We start from the raw sequence: 20,850 nt of genomic DNA on the forward strand, positions 1-20,850 counted from the left end.
TTCAATCGCCTTTCCAGGCATCCAACAACACACTTGCGCAGCTCCCGCCGAACCCGAACGAGATCGACAGCGCGCGCTCGATCCGCGCGGTGCGTGCTTCGCGCACCAGCGGCATCCGTCCGAGCGCCGGATCGGGCTCGCCCTCGACCGCGGTGCCGGCAACGAAGCCGTCGCGCATCATCAGGATCGTGTAGAGCGCCTCGTGCGCCCCGCTCGCGCCGAGCGGATGACCGGTCATTCCTTTCGTCGACGAAAACGGCGGCACGTTGCCGCCGAACACATCGGCAAGCGCCTTCAGCTCCTCGATATCGCCAAGCGATGTCGACGGCGCGTGCGTGTTCACATAATCGGGCAGTCGTCCGCCGCCTTCGATCGCCATGCGGATCGCACGCGCGATCCCCGCTGCGTGCGGCGTAGCCATGCCCGCGCCATCCGTGCCCTGGCCGAACCCGGTCAGTTCCGCGTAGATTCGCGCGCCGCGCGAGCGTGCGTGGTCGAGCGACTCGAGCACGAGGATGCCGGCCCCCGAAGCGATCACGAAGCCGTCACGGCCGCACGCGTACGGCCGCGACGCCTGCGCCGGCGTGTCGTTGTAACCGGCCGACAACGCGCCCATCGCGTCGAACATCAGCGTCATGTTGTCGTGGAGCGCCTCGCTGCCGCCCGCGAGCACGATGTCCTGGCAGCCCGACCGGATCAACTGCATCGCATGCCCGATCGCCAGCGCACCGCTCGTGCACGCGGAAGACGGCGAATAGGACACGCCCTCGATGCCGAACAACTGCGCGACGCACGCCGACGCCGTGCTGCTCATCGCACGCGGGACGATATAGGGCGGCGTCTTGTCGATCCCGCGCTGCGCCGCGATCGCCATCGCGTCGTCGTAGTCGGCCATCGAGCCGATGCCCGAGCCGATGATCGCGCCGGCGCGCGGCGAGCGCAGCGTCGCGGGATCGAGTCCGGCATCGCGCAGTGCCGCGGCGGCGGCATGCGCGCCGAAGCGGGCGGTATCGCCCATGAAGCGCTCGTGCTTGCGCGCGAACGGCGCAGCCGCATCGACACTGGCGACGCCCGCGACCTGGCTGCGGAAACCACGTGCACGCCAGCCGTCGACGCGACGGATAGCGGAGCGGCCGGCACGCAACGCGGCCGACACGTCGTCGAGCGAATTGCCCAGACACGACACGATGCCGAGCCCCGTGACGACGACGCGCGCCGGCGCGTAACCGGTTGTGCTCACGCGACGCCCCTGCGGAAGATCAACGAAGTGTTGATCCCACCGAAGGCGAAGTTGTTGCTCATCGCGAACTCCGCGTCGATCGCGCGCGCGCCGTCGACGATGTAGTCGAGCGAAGCGCAAGCCGGATCGACGTTATCGAGGTTGAGCGTCGGCACGTACCAGTTGCGCTTCATCATCTCGATCGTCCACCACGCCTCGAGCGCACCGCACGCGCCGAGCGTATGACCGACATAGCTCTTCAGCGAACTGATCGGCATGTTTTCGCCGAACACCGATGCCGTCGCATGACTCTCGGCGACATCGCCGCGATCGGTCGACGTGCCGTGTGCATTCACGTATGCAATCGCCGCCGGATCGAGAGACGCGTCGCGCAGCGCAAGCCGCATCGCGATCGCCATCGTTTCGGCGGTCGGCTGCGTAATGTGTCCGCCGTCCGAATTGCAGCCGAAGCCGACGATCTCGGCATGGATCGTCGCGCCACGCGCGAGCGCATGTTCGTATTCCTCGAGCACCAGCGTCGCGGCCCCTTCCCCGACGACCAGACCGTCGCGGCCGACGTCGAACGGCCGCGGCGTCAGTGCGGCGGCATCGTTGCGCGTACTGGTGGCATACAGCGTGTCGAACACCGCGACGGCCGGCCCCGACAACTCTTCGGCCCCGCCGGCGAGCATCAGTGCCTGCTTGCCGGCCGCGATCGCCTCGTATGCGTAACCGATCGCCTGGCTGCCGGACGCGCACGCCGACGACGCCGGCACGATGCGGCCCTTCAGATCCCAGAACAGGCTGACGTTGACGGCCGTCGTATGCGGCATCATCTGCACGTAGCTGTTCGACGTCACGTCGCGCATCGAGCCGGTCTCGAGCATCGTGCCGAACGCGCGGATCGGCTCGACCGAACCCGACGACGAGCCGTAAGCGACGCCCATCCGGCCGTCCTTGATCGACGGATCGTCAGCGAGCCCGGCATCGGCAAGCGCGAGTTCGCTCGCCCGCACCGCATACAGAGACACCGGCCCCATCGACCGGGTCTTCTTGCGCGGGTACCATGCCGGCGCCACAAAGCCTGGCAGCGGACACGCGAGCCGCGTATGCAGCGACTCGTAGCAGTCCCACTCCTGCATGCGCCGCACCGCGTTGCGCGCGCCGCGCAGGCGCGCCTCGATTTCCGGCCACGTTTCGCCGAAAGCGGTCACGCCGCCCATTCCCGTCACGACGACTCGCTTCATCACACCATCCCGCCGTTGACGCCGATCACTTGCCGCGTCACATAGGTCGCCGCATCGGACATCAGGAATCCAACCACCGCCGCCACTTCGTCGGGCTGTCCGACACGTCCCATCGGCACGGTCTGCAGCGCGTGCTCGAGCGGTACGTCATCGAGCATGCCGGTGTCGACGAGGCCGGGTGCAACGCAATTGACCGTGATGCGTCGCGACGCCAGTTCGACCGCGAGCGCCTTGGTCGCGCCGATCAACCCGGCCTTCGCCGCGCTGTAGTTGACTTGTCCGCGATTGCCGATGACGCCCGATACCGACGCGATCGTCACGATGCGTCCCCCGGCGCGCAACCGCACCATCGGCATCGTCAGTGGATGGACGACGTTGTAGAACCCGTCCAGCCCGGTCTCGATCACGACGTCCCAGTCCTCGTCCGTCAGCGCGGGAAACGCGCCGTCGCGCGTGACGCCGGCGCTGCACACGATGCCGTAGTACGCGCCGTTCGCTTCCACGTCAGTCTCGAGCTGCTGCCGACAGGCCGTGCGGTCGCGCACGTCGAACTGCAGCACGCCCGCCGTGCCGCCCTGCTCCCGGATCGCGGCCGCGACGGCTTCCGCCTGATCGCGACCGCTGCGGCAGTGAACCGTCACGGAGAAGCCGTCCGACGCGAGGCGCATGGCAACGGCCCGGCCGATACCGCGGCTCGCGCCGGTCACGAGTACTCGCCGAGTCATGAGTTGAAACTCCCTTCGATAAAAGACTGAAAATCGTCCGGCTGGTACACCTTGACGATCGCCTCCGCGCAGCACCGATCGCCTGCATGGATCGCGCATTCGTAGGCGCCGTGCCCTTCGTCACCGCGCAGCAATTCGCGCGCGGTGATCCGCAATGCCGCGCCGGCGTCGAACGCGGCCCGGTGCGCGGTGTAACGGTTCGCACCGAGCAGCACGCCCGGTTTCGCTCGCCCGCCCGCATGCCGTGCGAGCAACCCGACGTGCGCGGCAATCGCCTGCGCCATCAGCTCGATACCGATCCACGCCGGCATCGCACCGTCGTCGCCGGCATACCAGGCATCGTCGCGCACGCTCGCGGCCACCTCGATCGCCGTTTCCGAACAGCGTTCGATCGCGTCGAGCAGCAACATCGTGCCGCGATGCGGCAGCACGTCGAGCACGTCGCAAACGGCGATCTCCGCACCGTCGTGCAACGTTTCGGTCAGCGAACCGGTCTGCATGTCAGTTCCCCAGGATCAGGCTGGCATTGCTGCCGCCGAAAGCGAACGAATTGCTCATCACATACTGTCCCGATGCATCGCCGGCCAGCCGGCGTTCCGTTTGCACGAGATCCAGCGCCGGCAACGCCGGATCGGCCTCGCCGTCCCAAACGTGCGCCGGCAGCGACAACCCGCGGGCGAGCGTCAACCAGCCGAATGCGAGTTCGGTCGCGCCCGCCGCGCCGAGCAGGTGCCCCGTGAGCGGCTTCGTTCCGCTCGCGGGTACGCCGGCGGGAAACACCCGCGCGGTCACGCGCGCTTCCATCTCGTCGTTCAGGCGCGTTGCCGTCGCATGCAGGTTCACGTAGCCGATCGCGGACGGTGGCACGCCCGCGTCGGCGAGCGCCGCGCGCAGCGCGTCCTCGGCGCCGAGTCCGGCCGGGTCCGGTGCCGAGATGTGATGCGCGTCGCTCGATTCACCGACACCGGCAAGCCGCACCGCGGCTTCGTCGCGGCTCATCACGAACACGGCCGCGCCTTCGCCGATATTGATCCCGCATCGGTTACGGCTCATCGGATTGGTCCGCGTCGGGCTGACCGATTCGAGCGACGCAAAGCCCTGCAAAGTCATCTCGCACAGCGAATCCGCGCCGCCGACGATCACCGCATCGCACAGGTTCAGGCGCAGCAGGCGACGCGCCGCCGCGAACGCCTTCGCGCTCGACGTGCAGGCGGTCGACACCGTATAGGCCGGCCCCGCCAGACCCAGCGCCGCCCGCACGAACGGTGCGGCGGTCCCGATCTCCATCTGCCGGTAATCGAATCCGGGCGGCATCGCGCCGGTCGCCGCTCGCTGCGCGAACGCGTCCTCGGCCGCGCGAATGCCGGACGTGCTGGTGCCGATCACGACGCCGATCCGGCGCGGCCCGTGACGCGCCACCACCGCATCGACGGCAGGAGCGATCTGCGCGAGCGCTGCCAGCAGCAGGCGATTGTTGCGGCAGTCGAAATGCGTCAGTCGCGCGGGCGGCGCGATATCGAGCGGCGAGCACACCTGCCCGACCCAGCCGCGGGAGGGTTCTGCCGCGTGCGTGCCCATGCCTGGCGACATGCCGGTGCGAAGTGCATCGGCGATCTCGTCGACGGACCCGCCGAGCGCATTGACCATGCCGAGTGCCGACAGATAGACGGGCGCCTGTGTCAGGTTCATGCGCGATTCTCCGTATGGGACGGTGTTGCGAGCGGCGCGAACAGTACCGAAAACACGATGCCCAACGCGAGCGTCGTACCGAAGCTGCGCAATGCCGGCATCGCACTCACGCCCAGCATGCCGAACGACAGCAGCGTCGTCGCGGCGGACAGCAGCACGCCGGTCCAGACGGCGCCGAGATCGGCCGCGTCCCGCATACACCCTTCGCGCAGGAATACTGCATAATTCGCGCCCACGCCGAGCACCAGCATCAGCGCAAGCCAGTTGAACAGCGTAAGCGGCACGTTCGCATAGCCGAACACAGCCAGCGTCAGGCCGATCGCCAGCACGACCGGCAGCGTCGTCGCAAGACCGCCGCGCACGCCATAACGCCACGCCAGCAGGCCGGCGATCACGACGAGCGCGCCGGCGAGCCACAAGCCGCTGTCGATGCGGTACGCACCGAACAGCCTCGACACGCTCGCGGCCTTGTCGACCCACGTCACGCCCGGCAGGCCGCGCGCGATCGTTTCGAACGACGCGACGTCCGTCGCGTCGGCCCGTTCGGGAATCGCAATCGCCGCATACACGGGATCGCGCTCGCCGACCTTGCCGAGCCACAGATGGCGGAACGGCGCCGACCATTGCGCGGCCAGCCACGTATCGACCGACAACGATGCCCGCGCGTCGCGAGCGAACGCGTCGATCCACGCATGCGCGACATCGTCGCGGAATCCTGCTTGTTCGAGCGTCGCGCGCAACGCCGCCGGATCCGCGAACACGCGTTCGGCCAACACCGCGCGATTGCGCGCCTGCTGCCTCGCCGACGGCACGAATGCCGCGATCGACTGGACCCGGCCGACATGCAGCGGCGCCAGCGACGCGACGAGCGAGGCCGATCGTTCGAGCACGTCTTCCGGTGTCGCGCCCTGGACCACGAAGAATCTGGCCGTGTTCTCGAGGCCGACCGCCGCGCGAATTTCGCCCTCCTGGCGCACCAGGTCCGGATCGCGCTGGATCAGCAACTGGATGTCGTCGTCGCTACGCAGCGCGATCCAGCCCGGCACCGCGACGAGCGCGAGCAGCGCCGCGGCCGCCATCGCACGCCGCCCGCCCAGCACGGATCGCCAACCTGCCAGCACGCGCGCGGCACACGCAAACACGCGTGCGGGCGTTCGCTTCGGCGCCTGTGTGAGCATCAGCGGCAGAAACCCCGTCACGGCCGCGAACGCGGCCGCAATGCCGACCATCGCGAAGCAGGCGATCTGCTTCAGTGCCGGAAACGGCACCCACATCAGGATCGCGTAGCCGAGCAGGCTCGTCGCGAGCGCGACCGCGAGCGCAGGTCGCACGGCAGCCGCGCCCCGTCGCGCGTCCCACTGCTTTCCGACGGATAGATGAACGACGAAATACTGGATCGAATAATCGACCGCTTCGCCGATCAGGCTCACGCCGAACACGAGTGTCAGCAGATGCAGCTTGCCGAACACGAGCAGCGTCGCCGCGAGTGCGCAGGCGATGCCGAACGCCGTGGATGCAAACGCCAGCACCAGCAGGCGCGGCGTGCGGAACACGCTCGTCAGCAGCAAGGCGATTCCGATGAGCGACACTGCGCCGATCACGTGCACGTCGCGCTCCGCGCTCGCGCGCGCGGCTTCCGCGTAAAACACCGCGCCGGCACGATCGATTCGCGCGCCCGGATAATCCGTGCCGACCGAGCGCTCCGCATCGGCGGTCGCGTCACGCACCGCCCGCTGGACTTTCGATTCGTATGCCGAACCGGCAAGCGACGTCATCACGAGCACCCCCGTGACACCGTCGCGGTGCGACACGAGCATCCCGTCCTCGAGCGCGAGATTCGACGTTGCCAGCGGCAGGCCCGCGAGCCAGTGCTGGAGCCAGCCGAACGGATCGTCCGCGACGGCGGTCGGCAGGCCGTCAGCCGGCGGCCCGTAAAGTCGCCGGGCCAGCCGGTCGGCAAGCGCTGCGTCGCGTCGTTCGAGCGACGCGCGATCGGCCTCGGTCAGCAATCCGAAGCGGGCCAGCAGATAGGTCGCCGCGATCTGCGACACGTCGAACGGGGGCACCTCGACCGTCACCGAGCGAAACGCACCGCTATGCGCGAGCCGGGCACCGAACTGCTTTGCGGCGGCTTTCGCGCGCGCAGCGTCGCGGTCGGTCACCAGATAGACGGTGCGGCCGCCGAGCATGTTGCCGATCGTCTCGACCGCCTTCTCGGCCACCGGATTCGCCTCGGTCGCGGGCAGCAGCGCCAGCAGGTTCGTCTGCAACGGCGACGGCCCCATGAAACGCCAGATGCAGTAAAGCACGACGACGAGTGCGACCAGGGCCCACGCGGCGCAGCGCAGCCGGCGCCGGGCAAGCCTGGCCGGGACGTCGATCGCGTCGCGCGTCTCGCTCATCAGCGCGTCCCCAGCCACGCGCGCTCGGCCGGCGCGGGACCGTCCACCGGCGTCGCCCGCGTGAATTCGAGCGTGGTTACGTTACCGTTCGCGAACGTCATGTCGAGCCGGCCGAGATACGTGCCGCCGCCCATCTCGATCGTGCGGACCGCCTGCGCGAGCTGCGGCTGGTTAGGTCGAAGGAGCATCCGCCAGCGTTCGCGCGTGCCGCTCGCTTCGACGTCGAATTGCGCGTACAGCGCCGACAGATCGCCGCCGAGCATGTCTCGCATCATCCGCGACACCTGTGCGACGCCGCGGCCGTTGCCGCTCGGCGCGACAAGCCTGCCATCGGCCCCGACTTCGCGCACGCCGCCATCGGTAATCACGTAGGTCGCCTGGTACGGCGTCTGGATCCGCCACACGACACCCGACGCTCGATCGAACAGCATCGAGCCCGTGCTGACGAGCGGCTGCTTCATCGCCGCGAGCGTCTGGGTCTGCCGAAAATCGGCGCGGATTGCGCCGACTCGCGCCAGCCTCGCCGCGATGTCGGACACGAGCGCGGTGTTCTCGGGCCGCGCCGCAGCCGGCGCTGTCGACGCGGCCGGAGCCGCGTGCGCAATACCCGCAACGAACGTCGCGCATGCGCCGAGCGCCGCGAGAAATCCCCGGTAGCCACGGTTCGTCGTCATCGTGCTTGCACCCGTTCGATCAACGCTGCCGGCGAAACGAACTGCAACTCCCGCGTCGCGGCGTCGATGGCCAGCTGGACCGTGTACCCTTTCGTCAGGCGCTCGCCCGACCCGGCATCGACGATTTCGTAGCCGATCCGCAGCCGGTTCTCGAATTCGAGCAGCGTTGTGCGCACATCGAGCTGCTGGCCGTAGGTCGCCGGCCGCACGTACTTCAGGTGCGCCTCGACAACCGGCCACATGTAACCCGACGCCAGCATCGCCGGGTAGTCGTAGCCGATCATCCGCAGCAACGCCGCGCGCCCGCTTTCGAAATACTTCAGATAGTGGCCGTGCCAGCAGACGTTCATCGCGTCGACGTCGTGAAACGGGACTTCGACACGGGCCGTCGCCGTCAGCGGCGCTCCCGGTGCACTCATGCGGCCTCCCTGCAAGACGATGCACCGATCGGGTCGCAGGCGGCGAGCCGGGCAGTCAACGCGCGCAGCTCGGCTTCCAGCGGCCGATCCTCCACCACCAGCGGCGAACGGCTGCCCACGTCGTCGACGAACGCGCGCAGCGCGGGCGACAGGTGCGTGCCGGCGGCATCCCGCTGGCGCAGCCGCACGGCCTGCACGGTCGCGAGCACATGCGCCGCTGCAACCTGCTCCGTCAGCGCGAGCACGCGCAGGCAATCGCGCGCCGCGATCGTGCCCATGCTCACCTTGTCCTGGTTGTGCGACTCCGTGGAGCGCGAGAACACGCTCGCCGGCATCGTGTGCTTCAGCGCTTCCGCCGTCCATGCCGATGCGGAGATCTGCACCGCCTTGAAGCCATGATTGATGGCCGCGCGATCGCCCGTCGCGCCCGTCAGGTTGCGCGGCAAGCCGTTGCTGAACTTGTCGTCGACGAGCAGCGCGAGCTGGCGGTCCATCAGATCCGCGAGATTGGCCACCGCCGTTTTCAGCGCGTCCATCGCGAACGCGATGTGACCGCCGTAGAAATTTCCCCCGTGCAGCACGCTGCCGTCGTCAGGATCGATCAACGGATTGTCGTTGGCGCTGTTCAACTCGTTCTCGACATCGCGACGCACCCACGTCAGCGCGTCGCGCGTCACGCCAATCACATGCGGCGCGCAGCGCACCGAATAGCGATCCTGCAGACGGTGCCCCGGCGTGTCGTCGCGACCGGCCAGGTCCGCGCGTATCCAGGCCGCCGCCTCGGCCTGCCCGGCATGCGGCTTCGCGTCGAACAGCCGCGCGTCGAAGTGCGCGGCGCGGCCGTCGAGCGCGACGGTCGTCAGCGCGGTCAGGCGCGCGGCGATGCGCGTCAGGTGGTCGGCGCGCGCGAACGCGAGGCAAGCGAGCCCCGTCATCACCGCCGTGCCGTTCATCAGCGCGAGGCCCTCCTTCGGCGCCAGTTGCAGCGGCGCGTGGCCGATCGTGCTCCAGACATCGCGCGCGTCGCATTCGGCGCCGTCGAACAGGACGGTGCGCTCGCCGGCCAGCGCGGCCGCGACATAGGACAACGGCGTCAGGTCGCCGCTCGCGCCGACGGAACCTTCGGACGGAATCCGCGGCAGGATCCGATGATTCACGAGGTCGGCCAGCCGTTCGAGCAGCATGAATCGCACACCTGAATAGCCGAACGCGAGCGAATTGAGCCGCGCGGCGACGATCGCCAGCGTCTGCTGCGCATCGAACCAGTCGCCCATCCCGCATCCGTGATAACGCGTCAACTGCAGCGGCAGCGCCTCGACGAGCGCCGGCGGCACGTCGACAACACACGCGTCGCCGTATCCGGTGGTCACGCCATACAGGATTCCGCCACCGGCAAGGTAGTCGCGCAGCCGCGCCGCGCCGCGCTCGATGCGCTCGCGCCAGCCGATATCCGCATTCAGCTTTACCGGTGCGCCGGCGCAGGCGATCGCAACGACATCCTCGATGGTCAAATGCCGCGCGCCGATCACGACCGGCGCATGGGCCGTTTCGGACCGCGCCGCGGCGGGCGCGTGCAATTCGTCGGTCACGTTATGTTCAGCCATGCGGACCTCCATCGGGCCGCGCCCAGAAATCGAAGAAATTGAACCATTGGTAGGGAGCCTTGCGGCAGTAATGCTCGAGCCGTTCGGCATAGCGCTGCGCCCATGCGGCCACGTGTCCCGAGCGGTCGCGGCGCGGCAGCTCGATGCGTTCGGCGAACGGTTCGAAGTAGAGCCGGTAACCTCGCCTCTCTTTCAGACAGAAGAACAGGTAAACCGGGCATTCGAGCGCGTGCGCAAGGATGTACGGCCCCTGTGCAAACGGCGCGGCGGCATCGAGAAAGCGCGCATCGACCGTCTTGCCCGCATCGTGCGGCGGCACGCGATCGCCGACGATCACGAGCAGTTCGCCCGCATCGATGCGCGACTGCATCATGAGCGCCGTGTCCGGCCCGAAATCCGTCACCTGCACGAGTTGCTTGCCGAAATCCCGGCTCGTCTTCGCCAATATCTCGTTGAAGCGCTGCGCGTGCTCCGTATAGACCACCGCTGTCACTTTCGTATGCGCGTCGCGCAATGCAAGTGCCCGCGTCATCTCCAGATTGCCGAGATGCGCGCCGATCACGAGCGCGCCGCGCCCGCTGGCGGCCAGTGCATCGAACGCCGACGCGTCGTCGAAGCACACGTCGAATTCATCGAGCCGGCCGGACCACGCGACGAACTTGTCGAAGCCCGATTGCGCGAACGCGAGCATGTGCCGATACGCGGTGCGCCAGCCCGGACGCGGTGCCGCGCCCACGCCGCCTGCCCCGCGCAGGCGCGTGAAATAGGCGTTCGAAGCGACGCGCGCGGCGCGGTTGGTCAGCACGAAGTAGCCGACGATCGGATACAGCCACATCGACGTGATGCGCGTGCCGACCCAGCGGCAGCTCAACGCCAGCAGCGCCATCCCGACGCGGCTGCCTCGTTCCGGCATGCGCCACCACGACTGCGCCCGGCCCGCGCCCGGCGCGCCGAGTCGCCGGCACAGCCGACGCGCGATCAACCACGGTGCGCGTGCCAGCATGCCCAGCGCCAGTCGCGTATGGCTCGCGCTGATGCGCACGTTGTCGCGTAATACGTCGAAATGCGACACGCCGTCTTCCGGATAAACGACACGCGTCGGAATCGTCCGGAACGTCAGGCCGCGCCAGTGAAGCCGTACCAGCACCTCGCTGTCGAACGCCATCCGCTTCGGCATCGGCACCGCGTCGATCAGTGTGCAGACCGCATCGACCGGATAGAGGCGGAATCCGCACATCGCGTCGGGAATATCCAGCGACAGCGTCTCGATCCAGACCCACACGTGCGTCAGATAGCGGCCGTACAGGCGCGCTTTCGGCACGCTTGCATCGAAACATGGACGGCCGAGCACGACCGCGTCCGGTTCCGCTTGCGCGGCCGCGACGAATTTCGGCACATCGGCCGCGTCATGCTGACCGTCGGCGTCGATCTGGATCGCATGCCGGTAACCGCGGTCGCGCGCCGCGCGCAATCCGGCCATCACCGCCGCCCCTTTGCCGCCATTCACCGGCAGCCGCAGCAAGGTCATGCAGTCCGCATACCGCACGGCCAGCCCGGCCAGTGTCTGCTGCGTCGGCACGTCGCTGCCATCGTCGACCACGATGATCGGCAGCCCGTGCACGGCAAGCCGCGCGAGCGTATCGCCGATCGCGTCGCGATGGTTGTAGATCGGGATGACGATACAGACGCCGGTCATTGCATCGCCCCGCCATAAACGAGCGTACCCGACGTGCATTCGCGCGCGCCGCGCCGGAACGCAAAGCGCACGCATCCGCGTGCCGGATCGTGCGCGAGGCGCAATGCGAGCACGGCGCCCGGCGGAACCGGCGCCTTGAACTTCAGATGATCGATCGAGCGGACCGCGAGCGCTGTATCGAACGCGCGGCCGGCAAGCCGGGCGGCCCAATCGATCTGCACGACGCCGGGGAGAATCGGCATGCCGGGGAAATGACCGTCGAAATGCGCGAGCGCCGCCGGCACGCGCAGTTCGTAATGCAGGCTGTCGGCGTCGCGCCACTCGGCCAGCAGTTCAAAACCCTCCGCCGTCGGTGCGAACGCGGCCGCGAGCGCCGACGCCGGCAGCTTGCCGCGCGCATCGAACGGCATCGTGCGGCGGAACCGCCAGTGGCGCGGCAACGCGGCTGCGTCGAAATACTCGCCGAGGTCGTGCCGCAACGCCGCAGCGAGTGCCACGCGGCCGTCGGTCTTCAATATCTGGCGGCCGGTGTCGGTCAATACCGCGACCACGCCAATGTGTGCGCGCGATGTGCCTTCGACGACCGTCGCCGCGGCCTGTCCGATATACGGATGCTGGAGAATCCGCGTTTCGAGTTCGGGCAGCGACACGCGCTTGCCATCGAGCTTCACCACGCGATCGCGACGCCCCGTCAATTCGAAACGTCCCTGCCGATCGAAGCGTGCGGTATCGTCGGTGCGATGCCAGTCGTCGTGACCGAGATGCGCGGAGCGCACGAGCAGCGCGCCGTCGTCGTCGCGACGCACATCGATTCCCGCCATCGGCTGCCACGCGCTCGTCAGATCCTGACGGCGCCACGCGATGCCGCCCGTCTCGGTGCTGCCGAATATCTCGAACGGCGCGGCGCCGAAGGCCGCCGAATAAACCAATGCCGTTTCCTCAGGCAACGGGCCGCCCGACGAGAAGAACAGGCGCGGCGCGGGATCCTGCATCGGAAAACCCGGCAATGCCGGCCAGCGCATCAATTGCGACGGAGTCGATATGACGATGGCGTCGCCGTATGCCGCAAGCCGCTGCTGCAGTTGCTGCGGTTCGAGCACCGACGCGCGGTCGAACGCGCGTCCGACCGCCAACGGCCACAGGATTCTGAAAAGCAGTCCGTAGATATGGTGATGCGGAACGCTCGACAGCGCGACCGCCGCGCCGACCTGCCCGCCCCATTCGCGTTGCAGCGTCCGCACCTCGGCATCGAACTGGGCCAGCGACTTGCGCACCGGTTTCGCGGCGCCGCTGCTGCCCGATGTGTAGAGCGTGATCGCCGCGTCCGATGCGATCGCGCGCCCAGCGACCTCGATGCCCCCCACGCACTCGCGCGCGCATTCCGCCAGCGCCGCCGCGTCGAGCAGCAGATCGTACGCGTGCGCGAGTTCGTGCAAGTAACCGGGAGCCGCACTGGCCGGAATCACCGTTTCGTTCGCCGCCGCCATCGCGGCGAAGAACGCGCACGCGAAATCGTATGGATCGTCGACACAGACCGCGACGCGACGCGCACCGGCGGCTTCGATCGTTCGCGCGATCGCTTCCGTACGGGCACGCAAGTCGGCCAGCGTGAAATATGCGTCACCGTCGCGGCAGGCGATCGTGGCCGCGTCCGCGTCGGCGCGCAGAAGGTCGGGCAACGCCATCATGCGACGTCTCCCGCGCCGGAGCGCGCCGTTATGAACAAGCGGCGCCAGAGCCATTCGCCGGCGAGCAACGCTCCGATCAGCACGTAGACGATCGCGCCGTTATAGAGCGCCCACGCAGACCGACTCCAGTACAGCGCCGTATAGATGGAAAATCCGCCATTCACGATGAAGAACGCACACCAGATCTGCGTGACACGCCGCGTATAGCGAACGATCGTCTGGCTCGGCTCGGGATACCTCAGCCGCGCGAATTTCTCGATCATCGTCGGGCCGCGCTGCAGCGTCGCGCCGAATGCAACCAGCAGGCCGCCGCTCACGCACGCCGGATAGAAACGGAGAAGGCGCTCGCTGTCCGTCACGGCGATCGCGAGCGACAGGACGGTCAATGCACCTGCCACGCACCAGTCGTGCGCAGTGAGCCGTTTGAGCGCCATCGCGAACGCCCCTTTCCCGATCGTGCGCTGCACCCACAGCAGCACGAACAGCAGGCAGCCGACATAGCGCGGCGTCAGCATCTGCCACGCGAACAGGATGACGAGCGGATACGCGAGCGCCAGCGCCACTCGCGCTGCAACATTGACCCAACGCGGCCGGACCGTGCCGGTCACTCGCATATGCGCAACCGATGTCATCCGGCGCGTGCAAGCAACGCGTGAACCGCGGCAATCACGTCGCCGACGGTTCGCACCGACTTGAACTCTTCCGGCTTGATGCGCTGGCCCGTCATTTCCTGAAGCTTGATGGCGAGATCGACTGCATCGATGCTGTCGAGATCGAGTTCGTCGAACAGATGCGTATCGGCAGTCACGCGCTCCGGTTCGATCGCGAAGTTCTCGTGAAAGATGGCGCGGATGCGCTCAAGGATTTCTGCGTCGGTCACGTGTCACACCCCTTTTGCCGGCACGGCTTCCTGCGGCGCGTGATGCGCCTGCTGACTCACGATGAACGCGGCCAGCGTATTGATCGAACGAAAATGCGCCTTCGCGTGCTCGTCGTTCGCCGTAATCGACAGTTGAAATTTTTTGCGCAGCATGATCCCGACTTCCAGCGCGTCGACCGAATCCAGTCCGATTCCGTCGGTCGAGAAAAGCGGCACGTCGTCACCGATATCGTCGATGGTCATGTCGTTGAGATCGAGCATCTCGATCAGAAGCTGCTTAATTTGCAGTTTTAAAGTATCCATGCCGAAACAGGTGTTGGGTAATGTGCGTTTCCACTTCGTGCGCGATAGTGCGGGCTGCGATCGACGGCGACACGGCGCCGCCAGTCAAGCCATCCGTATCCATCGGATCGAGCACGTCGATCCGCATGCGGAACGCGCGCGACGGCACGTGATACCAGCGCAGCGTCTTGGTGAATACCGGTGGATCGCAATCGATCAGGACCGGCAGGATCCGGGCGCGCGACTGCAGCGCCATGTGCGCGAAGCCACGCGAAAACGCGTGCAGACGGTCGCCGCCGGGGCTGCGCGTGCCCTCGGGAAAGATGATCATCGTGTAGCCGGCCGCCAGTTGCCGCGCGCCGGACTCGACCAATTCGACGGCATCGGCGTTGCTCACGTATTCGGCCGCCCGGACGATACCCCAGAAGCAGGGATTGCCCCAGTGCCCGCGCTTGACCACGCAGCATGCTTTCGGCGTCAACGACAACAGCACCATCACGTCGAGCCAGGTCGGATGATTGGCGACGACGATTGCCGGACCGCCTTCGCCAAGGCGCGATACGCCGGACACTTCCAGCCGCATCACGCCGATGCGTTGCAGCAATGCGACCAGCAGACGAAAGAAGTAATGGATGACAAACGTTACGACTCGCTGACGCGAGCGTCGATGCGGCCACAGCGCCCCGGCAGCGGCGGCGAGCAGCGAGAAAACCGATCCGCACAGCACGAAGAAGGCCAGGCTGGCGCCGGTCGCGAAGAGCCGCCAGCCGAAATCAAGCCGCGCGATCATGCCAGCTCCAGCGCCAGTACGCGTCGCCGCCGCGCCATGTCGTGGCGACACGTTCGGCCAGGCAATGCCGGACCGCCGCGCTCTGCGTATCGGCCTCCACACTGCCAGCCGCCGGCGAATCGTTTGCGCAGTCGATCGCGACGTCGCAGGTCAAGTAGCCGGCCGGCGCAGTCGCGTCGACCAGGATCGCGATTCCCCCGCTTTGCGGATCGTCCCCGACATCGCCGTAGACAGTGTCGGCCGGCTCATGCGCATGAACGAGCAGCACCGGCGACACGGAAGAGGTTTCGTATTGGCAAAATGCCTCGAGCAGCGCATAGCCGAGGGTTTCGTGCCCGGCAGCGACTGCCGTCGCAGGCGATCGGTCGCGACGGGCGATACCGAAGATGCCCGTGACCGCGTTGAGTACCGACAGGCTGAAGGCCGTCGGGGAAACGGGCTCGCCGGCCTGAATAGCATCGAGAATGGTTGTCGTGCGCGCCAGTTCGCCGTGGCGTGACGCAAATACCACGCGCAATGCACCCGTCACGTCCGCACAGTCGCAAGCGGCCTGCAGCGCGAGCCGCGACAATCGGCTCAATCGGCGACGCACCATCGGATCGAGGGCTTCGACGCCCGGCACCCCCGCGGTCGAAATCGACGTCCATCTGGCGATCGGCATGGTCCAATGCAAATCAGCCATTATTATTCTCGATTAGACTTGTTTTCTTTGGGGTTTTTCGTATTCCGCATCATCGGGTGTCCGACGGCCGATTGCTATTTTCGCCGAAACGCACAGACAGCGCGGCATGCCCATCGGGAAAACAAAGAAAAATCGCCGGACAACGCAGCAGCCGGATTATCAATCAGCATTACTTAATCACCGGCATTCCGGTGGGGCCGAACTGTAACAGACGCGTTACAAAAAATCAACATCGGACGGCGGCGAATCCGGGGCATTTAATCTGATTGGTCAATCGGCCAAAATTTCGCCTCACCCAACATTGTTCGTGATAAGCAACGCGCACCACGCGCCGGTTGGTGCCGGGCATAGGCCGGAAAGCAAATTGCACGGTGAGATAAAATGCGGGGCACACCGAGTATCCGCCGGCCGTTTGACGGTCCGCCGACGCCCGCCATTTCAGCCGCACCTCAAAATTGACTGCTGTGAACCCGATGCAGGACCGCACACCCTCCCTTCGATGAGTTATACGCTCGCCACTGCCACTACCCGGGAACTCGAGATCCGCAAGAGCCGCTTCATCGCGCACGCGATTCCCGTCGACGACCGCGACGCCGCGATGCAGGTGCTGCAGCGCCTGCGCAACGAGCATCCGACCGCCACCCACGTTTGCTGGGCGTTGCTGGCGGGTGGCCAGTCGGGCATGTCGGATGACGGCGAGCCGTCGGGCACCGCGGGCCGGCCGATCCTCGAAGTGCTGCGCCATCACGATCTCGACGGCGTGCTCGGCGCGGTCGTGCGCTACTACGGCGGCGTGAAGCTCGGCGCGGGCGGGCTGGTGCGCGCGTACACGGATGCGATCGCATCGGCGCTGCTCGATGCCGAGCGCGTCGAACGCATCCACCAGACGCGACTCGCGATCGAGATCGGCTATCCCGAGGAAGCGCGTGTGCGCCGCTGGATCGAACAGGCCGGGTATGAACTGGTGGACAGCGCGTACGGGATGACGGTGAAGCTCGTGATCAAGCTGCCGGAGACCGCCGAGGCCGATGCGAGAACCGAGCTGTTCGACCTGACGCAGGGGCGGTCGGGGTTTCCAGATCTGTAACGAACTGACGCGCCTCCTCCCGCCTCGCCATCACGGCCTCATGCAAATTTAGCCGAAAATTCAGATACGTCCGATAGAAAAACGGCGCGCCGAGTCCTAATCTCACCGGGTTCCCGGCGACACGCTCCGCAACTGCCCTGCCGGCAGGCCGGAGCACGCTGCGTGAGATGCGCCTCCGGCCAAGGCAGCACGCCATGGCCGGGCGTGCTGCCATGCAGCTCGTCACGCGTCGCCAATAATCAAATCAGCCACGGGATAATGGACGCATGCAGCAAATCCAAAAACTGCAAGCCCAGCTTGCAGAACTCGATCAGCGCATCAAGGCGGCACGGTGCCGCGAACGCAATGTGGTGCTGGAGCAGGTGCGCGAACTCGTCACGAGCTACGCGCTGACCGCACGTGAAATCTTCGGTCACGGTTACAGCGACCGTGCGAAGCTGTTCACCGTCGGCGTGAAGTATCGCGACCCGGTGACGGGCGCAACGTGGAGCGGGCGCGGCCGCGCACCCGCATGGATTGCCGGGCGCGACCGGGCCGCCTTCCTGATCCGGGAGTAACGCGCGCCGCCTTGCGCGGCTCGACCCTCGCCGCCGCCCAAACCCGCGCAGCCGCTCAGTAAATATCCGGCACGATCATGTTGTCCGGCACCGGCCGGCGGATGTAATCCTCGTGATGCTCGCGCTGCGGCAGATCGATCGTCGGGCGCGGCACGTCGTGATACGGCACCTGGCCCAGCAAGTGGTGGATGCAGTTCAGCCGCGCGCGCTTCTTGTCGACCGCCTGCACGACCCACCACGGCGCCTCGGGAATATGCGTGCGCTGCAGCATCTCTTCCTTCGCGGCCGTATAGGCCTCCCAGCGGCGGCGGCTTTCGAGGTCCATCGGGCTCAGCTTCCACTGCTTCAGCGGATCCTGGATCCGGGCCTGGAAGCGCACCTCCTGCTCGTGATCCGTGATCGAGAACCAGTACTTGACGATCTGGATCCCGCTGCGCACGAGCATCTTCTCGAACTCGGGCACCGAACGGAAAAACTCCTCGTACTCGTCATCGGTACAGAAATTCATCACGCGCTCGACGCCCGCCCGGTTGTACCAGCTGCGGTCGAACAGCACGATCTCGCCGCCGGCCGGCAGATGCGCGACGTAGCGCTGGAAGTACCATTGCGTGCGTTCGCGGTTGTTCGGCGCGGGCAACGCGGCGACCCGGCAGACGCGCGGGTTCAGGCGCTGCGTGATGCGCTTGATCACGCCGCCCTTGCCCGCCGCATCGCGACCTTCGAAAATGACGACGAGCCGGTGCCCGGTGGTCATGACCCAGTCCTGCAGCTTCACGAGTTCGCCCTGCAGCCGGAACAGCTCGCGGAAATACTCCTTGCGCGCCTCGCGACGCTCCAGCGAGAACAGCAGGTCCTCGCCGTTGTCGAAGCGGCGGTCGTCAAGCTCCATCTCGAGCTCTTCGTCGTAAGCATCGACGAGGTCTTCCTCGAAGCGGCGCTGACGCGTCTCGATCGATTCCATATCGGTGAGGTTGTCGGTCTCGGTGCGGGTATCGTTATCGCCCATGGGGCCTCCTTCCATCATTGACGCAGCCTAACTTGGCCATTATCTCAGTGTCGCGCGTCAATTTGATGAAAAACGCCTGCCGTGCCCGTCGGATCTGGCGCGATGCGGTAACGCAGGTGCGATCACCGCGCGTCAGCCGGGCGACGGCGGCACGACCGTACCCCCCGACCGGATACTGTTTCGAGGATGCGCCCGCAGCCATCGCGGCGCGAATCTCCGGATTCATCCGGACCACCGGCTGAGTGCGTTGCGCGACCGGGCCCGACACCCGGCCGCGCAACGGCATGCGCACCCGCTGTCGCGAACGCGCACGCATCGCTTCACGTCAGTGGATGATCCGCGTCACCCCGCGCCCGCGCGGGTCGGCCATCGCCTCCGGCGTCTTGCCGTCGATCTTGATCACCTGGATGTCGCCGCTGAAGTCCTGCCCCTTCAACGTGTAGCCACGCGCCTCGATCTGCTTCGCGAGTTCGCCTTCGATCGGGTGGTACGGCTCCCAGAAGATCGTGTTCGGCGGCAGCAGCTGGTGATGGAAGCGCATCGCGCCGACGGCTTCCTTCAACGGCATCCTGAAGTCGTAGATGTTGTTGATCACCTGGAAGATCGACGTGAAGATACGCGAGCCGCCCGGCGTGCCGATCACGAGCGACACCTTGCCGTTCCTGGTCATGATCGTCGGCGACATCGACGACAGCGGGCGCTTCTTCGGTTCGATCGCGTTCGCGTCGCTGCCGACCACGCCAAACATGTTCGCGACGCCCGGCTTCGCGGAGAAGTCGTCCATCTCGTCGTTCAGCACGATGCCCGTGCCGTCGGCGATCACGCCCGAGCCGAAATAGCCGTTGATCGTGTACGTGTTCGACACCGCGTTGCCCCACTTGTCGACGACCGAGAAGTGCGTCGTTTCGGCCTTCTCCGGCATCGTCGTGCCGAGGCCCGGCTGCACGCTCTTCGTGTCCGACGGCTCCTTCGGGTTGACCTCGCCCGCGCGCTTCGCGATGTACGCGTCGTCGGTCAGTTGCGCGATCGGTACCTTGTAGAAGTCGGGATCGCCGAGATACTGCGCGCGATCGGCGAACACGCGCTTCTCGATTTCCGCGACGAGGTGGATGTACTGCGGCGAGTTGAGCTTCACGCCCTCGAAATCCTGCTTGAGGTCGGCCTTCATCTTCAGCAGCTGCACGAGGCCGATGCCGCCCGAACTCGGGGGCGGCGCGGTGATCACCTCATAGCCGTTCCACTTCGCCTGCACCGGCTGGCGCCACACCGCGCGGTATTGCGCGAGATCCTCGGTGGTGATCAGCCCGTTGCCGTCGCCGGTCTTCATCGAAGCCGCGATCAGCTCGGCCGTCTTGCCCTTGTAGAAACCTTCCGCGCCGTCGTTCGAGATTCGCATAAGCACGTCGGCGAGATCGGGCTGCTTGAAGTTCACGCCGGCCTTCAACCCGGAGAAGTACTTGTCGAAGTTGGTCTTGCCACCGAACTCCTTCGACGCGTCGACGCCGCGCTGCGCGAGCTGCTCGTCGACGACGAAGCCGTCGCGCGCATAGTGGATCGCCGGCGCGAGCACCTGCTTCCACTTCAGCTTGCCGAAGCGCTTCTGCGCTTCCCACATGCCCGCGACCGTGCCCGGCACGCCGACCGCGCGCGGGCCGTACAGGCTCATACCCTTGACGACGTTACCGTCCTTGTCGAGGTACATGTCCTTCGTCGCGGCGAGCGGCGCGCGCTCGCGGTAGTCGATGAAGTACGGCTTGCCGTCCTTGTAGATCGTCATGAAGCCGCCGCCGCCGATGTTGCCGGCCTCGGGGTACGTGACGGCGAGCGTGAATGCGATCGCGACGGCCGCGTCGATCGCGTTGCCGCCTTCCTTGAAGATCCGCTCCGCGGCATCCGCGCTGTACTTGTCGGCCACCGCGACCGCCGAGCTCGTCAGCACCGCCGGTTGCGGGCCTTTCGCATAGACGGGCGCGTTCGGCAGGAAACCGATGCCGGCCACCGTCGCGAGCACGACCGCGGATGATTTGAAGCGATTCAGCGTAATCATTGCATGTCCCCCATGTGGATCTCCTTCAGGCAGGAAAAGCACCTGTCCGCTTATAGCCGCTGGCGCGCCGACGGCCATATGCCGGTTTCGTAGTATAGGGGGACAAAAAGGGTCGAACACGCGACGCGGCGCGAAAGCCCATCGATCGGGTGCGTC

Annotated in this window: 20 protein-coding genes; 2 read left to right on the plus strand and 18 right to left on the minus strand. The window is 66.7% G+C overall.

Annotated features, from left to right (window positions below):
- Position 1: 1 nt before the first annotated feature.
- Genes ACPUER_RS06945 through ACPUER_RS07020 form a run of 16 tightly spaced genes read right to left on the minus strand, consistent with a single transcriptional unit; the run spans position 2 to position 15,997 of the window.
- Positions 2-1,240: a beta-ketoacyl-[acyl-carrier-protein] synthase family protein gene (locus tag ACPUER_RS06945; RefSeq protein ID WP_425130711.1), complete on the minus strand. Its 1,239-nt coding sequence runs from the start codon at positions 1,238-1,240 to the stop codon at positions 2-4.
- Entirely contained in the window at positions 1,237-2,466 is a 1,230-nt protein-coding gene (locus ACPUER_RS06950; protein WP_175958955.1) for a beta-ketoacyl-ACP synthase, read from the minus strand. Before ACPUER_RS06950 ends, ACPUER_RS06945 begins: the two co-directional genes overlap by 4 nt.
- Positions 2,466-3,191 carry a 3-ketoacyl-ACP reductase FabG2 gene (locus tag ACPUER_RS06955; RefSeq protein WP_175958954.1) on the minus strand — a complete coding sequence of 242 codons (726 nt, stop codon included), beginning with the start codon at positions 3,189-3,191 and terminating at the stop codon, positions 2,466-2,468. Before ACPUER_RS06955 ends, ACPUER_RS06950 begins: the two co-directional genes overlap by 1 nt.
- On the minus strand, positions 3,188-3,691 hold the full coding sequence (locus ACPUER_RS06960) for a hotdog family protein (protein WP_175958953.1): 504 nt from the start codon (positions 3,689-3,691) through the stop codon (positions 3,188-3,190). Before ACPUER_RS06960 ends, ACPUER_RS06955 begins: the two co-directional genes overlap by 4 nt.
- Before the next feature lies 1 nt (position 3,692).
- On the minus strand, positions 3,693-4,880 hold the full coding sequence (locus ACPUER_RS06965; protein WP_175958952.1) for a beta-ketoacyl-[acyl-carrier-protein] synthase family protein: 1,188 nt from the start codon (positions 4,878-4,880) through the stop codon (positions 3,693-3,695).
- Positions 4,877-7,282, minus strand: coding sequence for an MMPL family transporter (locus ACPUER_RS06970; RefSeq protein WP_425130746.1), 2,406 nt, complete (start codon positions 7,280-7,282; stop codon positions 4,877-4,879). The genes ACPUER_RS06965 and ACPUER_RS06970 overlap by 4 nt, the downstream gene beginning before the upstream one ends.
- Complete coding sequence (locus tag ACPUER_RS06975) at positions 7,282-7,956, minus strand: outer membrane lipoprotein carrier protein LolA (RefSeq protein WP_310142711.1); 675 nt, start codon at positions 7,954-7,956, stop codon at positions 7,282-7,284. Before ACPUER_RS06975 ends, ACPUER_RS06970 begins: the two co-directional genes overlap by 1 nt.
- Positions 7,953-8,375: an acyl-CoA thioesterase gene (locus ACPUER_RS06980; protein ID WP_175958949.1), complete on the minus strand. Its 423-nt coding sequence runs from the start codon at positions 8,373-8,375 to the stop codon at positions 7,953-7,955. The genes ACPUER_RS06975 and ACPUER_RS06980 overlap by 4 nt, the downstream gene beginning before the upstream one ends.
- Positions 8,372-9,979 (minus strand): HAL/PAL/TAL family ammonia-lyase, encoded by a 1,608-nt coding sequence (locus tag ACPUER_RS06985; protein WP_425130712.1) that lies wholly within the window; start codon positions 9,977-9,979, stop codon positions 8,372-8,374. The genes ACPUER_RS06980 and ACPUER_RS06985 overlap by 4 nt, the downstream gene beginning before the upstream one ends.
- Positions 9,972-11,675, minus strand: a complete 1,704-nt coding sequence (locus ACPUER_RS06990) for a glycosyltransferase family 2 protein (RefSeq protein ID WP_425130713.1) — start codon at positions 11,673-11,675, stop codon at positions 9,972-9,974. The genes ACPUER_RS06985 and ACPUER_RS06990 overlap by 8 nt, the downstream gene beginning before the upstream one ends.
- On the minus strand, positions 11,672-13,363 hold the full coding sequence (locus tag ACPUER_RS06995) for an AMP-binding protein (RefSeq protein WP_425130714.1): 1,692 nt from the start codon (positions 13,361-13,363) through the stop codon (positions 11,672-11,674). The genes ACPUER_RS06990 and ACPUER_RS06995 overlap by 4 nt, the downstream gene beginning before the upstream one ends.
- Positions 13,360-13,995, minus strand: a complete 636-nt coding sequence (locus tag ACPUER_RS07000) for a hypothetical protein (RefSeq protein ID WP_425130715.1) — start codon at positions 13,993-13,995, stop codon at positions 13,360-13,362. Before ACPUER_RS07000 ends, ACPUER_RS06995 begins: the two co-directional genes overlap by 4 nt.
- Positions 13,992-14,243: an acyl carrier protein gene (locus ACPUER_RS07005; protein WP_034179728.1), complete on the minus strand. Its 252-nt coding sequence runs from the start codon at positions 14,241-14,243 to the stop codon at positions 13,992-13,994. Before ACPUER_RS07005 ends, ACPUER_RS07000 begins: the two co-directional genes overlap by 4 nt.
- A 3-nt stretch (positions 14,244-14,246) precedes the next feature.
- A complete protein-coding gene (locus ACPUER_RS07010; RefSeq protein ID WP_425130716.1) occupies positions 14,247-14,546 on the minus strand; it encodes a phosphopantetheine-binding protein in 300 nt (99 codons plus the stop codon).
- Positions 14,521-15,315: a lysophospholipid acyltransferase family protein gene (locus ACPUER_RS07015; RefSeq protein ID WP_425130717.1), complete on the minus strand. Its 795-nt coding sequence runs from the start codon at positions 15,313-15,315 to the stop codon at positions 14,521-14,523. The genes ACPUER_RS07010 and ACPUER_RS07015 overlap by 26 nt, the downstream gene beginning before the upstream one ends.
- Entirely contained in the window at positions 15,299-15,997 is a 699-nt protein-coding gene (locus tag ACPUER_RS07020; protein WP_175958943.1) for a beta-ketoacyl synthase chain length factor, read from the minus strand. Before ACPUER_RS07020 ends, ACPUER_RS07015 begins: the two co-directional genes overlap by 17 nt.
- Positions 15,998-16,496: 499 nt before the next feature.
- Here ACPUER_RS07020 and ACPUER_RS07025 point away from each other — a divergent pair, with 499 nt between their 5' ends.
- Positions 16,497-17,084, plus strand: coding sequence for an IMPACT family protein (locus tag ACPUER_RS07025; protein WP_175958942.1), 588 nt, complete (start codon positions 16,497-16,499; stop codon positions 17,082-17,084).
- A gap of 266 nt (positions 17,085-17,350) precedes the next feature.
- Positions 17,351-17,641, plus strand: coding sequence for an H-NS family nucleoid-associated regulatory protein (locus ACPUER_RS07030; protein ID WP_175958941.1), 291 nt, complete (start codon positions 17,351-17,353; stop codon positions 17,639-17,641).
- Between the two features lie 55 nt (positions 17,642-17,696).
- Here the strand turns inward: ACPUER_RS07030 and ppk2 are convergent, their stop codons facing one another.
- Both ppk2 and ggt read right to left on the minus strand, forming a co-directional pair.
- On the minus strand, positions 17,697-18,647 hold the full coding sequence (gene ppk2, locus ACPUER_RS07035) for a polyphosphate kinase 2 (protein WP_175958940.1): 951 nt from the start codon (positions 18,645-18,647) through the stop codon (positions 17,697-17,699).
- A 325-nt stretch (positions 18,648-18,972) separates the two neighbouring features.
- Entirely contained in the window at positions 18,973-20,694 is a 1,722-nt protein-coding gene (gene ggt / locus ACPUER_RS07040) for a gamma-glutamyltransferase (protein ID WP_175958939.1), read from the minus strand.
- Positions 20,695-20,850 lie beyond the last annotated feature (156 nt).

Origin of the sequence: Burkholderia sp. DN3021 (assembly GCF_049805555.1) — a bacterium.
GTDB classification, from domain to species: domain Bacteria; phylum Pseudomonadota; class Gammaproteobacteria; order Burkholderiales; family Burkholderiaceae; genus Burkholderia; species Burkholderia pyrrocinia_C.

Excerpts from the sequence above, each read along its gene's own strand:
- ACPUER_RS07010 (WP_425130716.1), bottom strand. The coding sequence starts at position 14,546 with ATGGATACTTTAAAACTGCAAATTAAGCAGCTTCTGATCGAGATGCTC.
- ACPUER_RS07015 (WP_425130717.1), bottom strand. The coding sequence starts at position 15,315 with ATGATCGCGCGGCTTGATTTCGGCTGGCGGCTCTTCGCGACCGGCGCC.
- ACPUER_RS06965 (WP_175958952.1), bottom strand. The coding sequence starts at position 4,880 with ATGAACCTGACACAGGCGCCCGTCTATCTGTCGGCACTCGGCATGGTC.
- ggt (WP_175958939.1), bottom strand. The coding sequence starts at position 20,694 with ATGATTACGCTGAATCGCTTCAAATCATCCGCGGTCGTGCTCGCGACG.
- ACPUER_RS06955 (WP_175958954.1), bottom strand. The coding sequence starts at position 3,191 with ATGACTCGGCGAGTACTCGTGACCGGCGCGAGCCGCGGTATCGGCCGG.
- ACPUER_RS06990 (WP_425130713.1), bottom strand. The coding sequence starts at position 11,675 with ATGACCGGCGTCTGTATCGTCATCCCGATCTACAACCATCGCGACGCG.
- ACPUER_RS06970 (WP_425130746.1), bottom strand. The coding sequence starts at position 7,282 with ATGAGCGAGACGCGCGACGCGATCGACGTCCCGGCCAGGCTTGCCCGG.
- ACPUER_RS07000 (WP_425130715.1), bottom strand. The coding sequence starts at position 13,995 with ATGACATCGGTTGCGCATATGCGAGTGACCGGCACGGTCCGGCCGCGT.
- ACPUER_RS07030 (WP_175958941.1), top strand. The coding sequence starts at position 17,351 with ATGCAGCAAATCCAAAAACTGCAAGCCCAGCTTGCAGAACTCGATCAG.
- ACPUER_RS06995 (WP_425130714.1), bottom strand. The coding sequence starts at position 13,363 with ATGATGGCGTTGCCCGACCTTCTGCGCGCCGACGCGGACGCGGCCACG.
- ACPUER_RS06960 (WP_175958953.1), bottom strand. The coding sequence starts at position 3,691 with ATGCAGACCGGTTCGCTGACCGAAACGTTGCACGACGGTGCGGAGATC.
- ACPUER_RS07025 (WP_175958942.1), top strand. The coding sequence starts at position 16,497 with ATGAGTTATACGCTCGCCACTGCCACTACCCGGGAACTCGAGATCCGC.
- ACPUER_RS06950 (WP_175958955.1), bottom strand. The coding sequence starts at position 2,466 with ATGAAGCGAGTCGTCGTGACGGGAATGGGCGGCGTGACCGCTTTCGGC.
- ACPUER_RS07020 (WP_175958943.1), bottom strand. The coding sequence starts at position 15,997 with ATGGCTGATTTGCATTGGACCATGCCGATCGCCAGATGGACGTCGATT.
- ACPUER_RS06985 (WP_425130712.1), bottom strand. The coding sequence starts at position 9,979 with ATGGCTGAACATAACGTGACCGACGAATTGCACGCGCCCGCCGCGGCG.
- ppk2 (WP_175958940.1), bottom strand. The coding sequence starts at position 18,647 with ATGGGCGATAACGATACCCGCACCGAGACCGACAACCTCACCGATATG.
- ACPUER_RS06980 (WP_175958949.1), bottom strand. The coding sequence starts at position 8,375 with ATGAGTGCACCGGGAGCGCCGCTGACGGCGACGGCCCGTGTCGAAGTC.
- ACPUER_RS06975 (WP_310142711.1), bottom strand. The coding sequence starts at position 7,956 with ATGACGACGAACCGTGGCTACCGGGGATTTCTCGCGGCGCTCGGCGCA.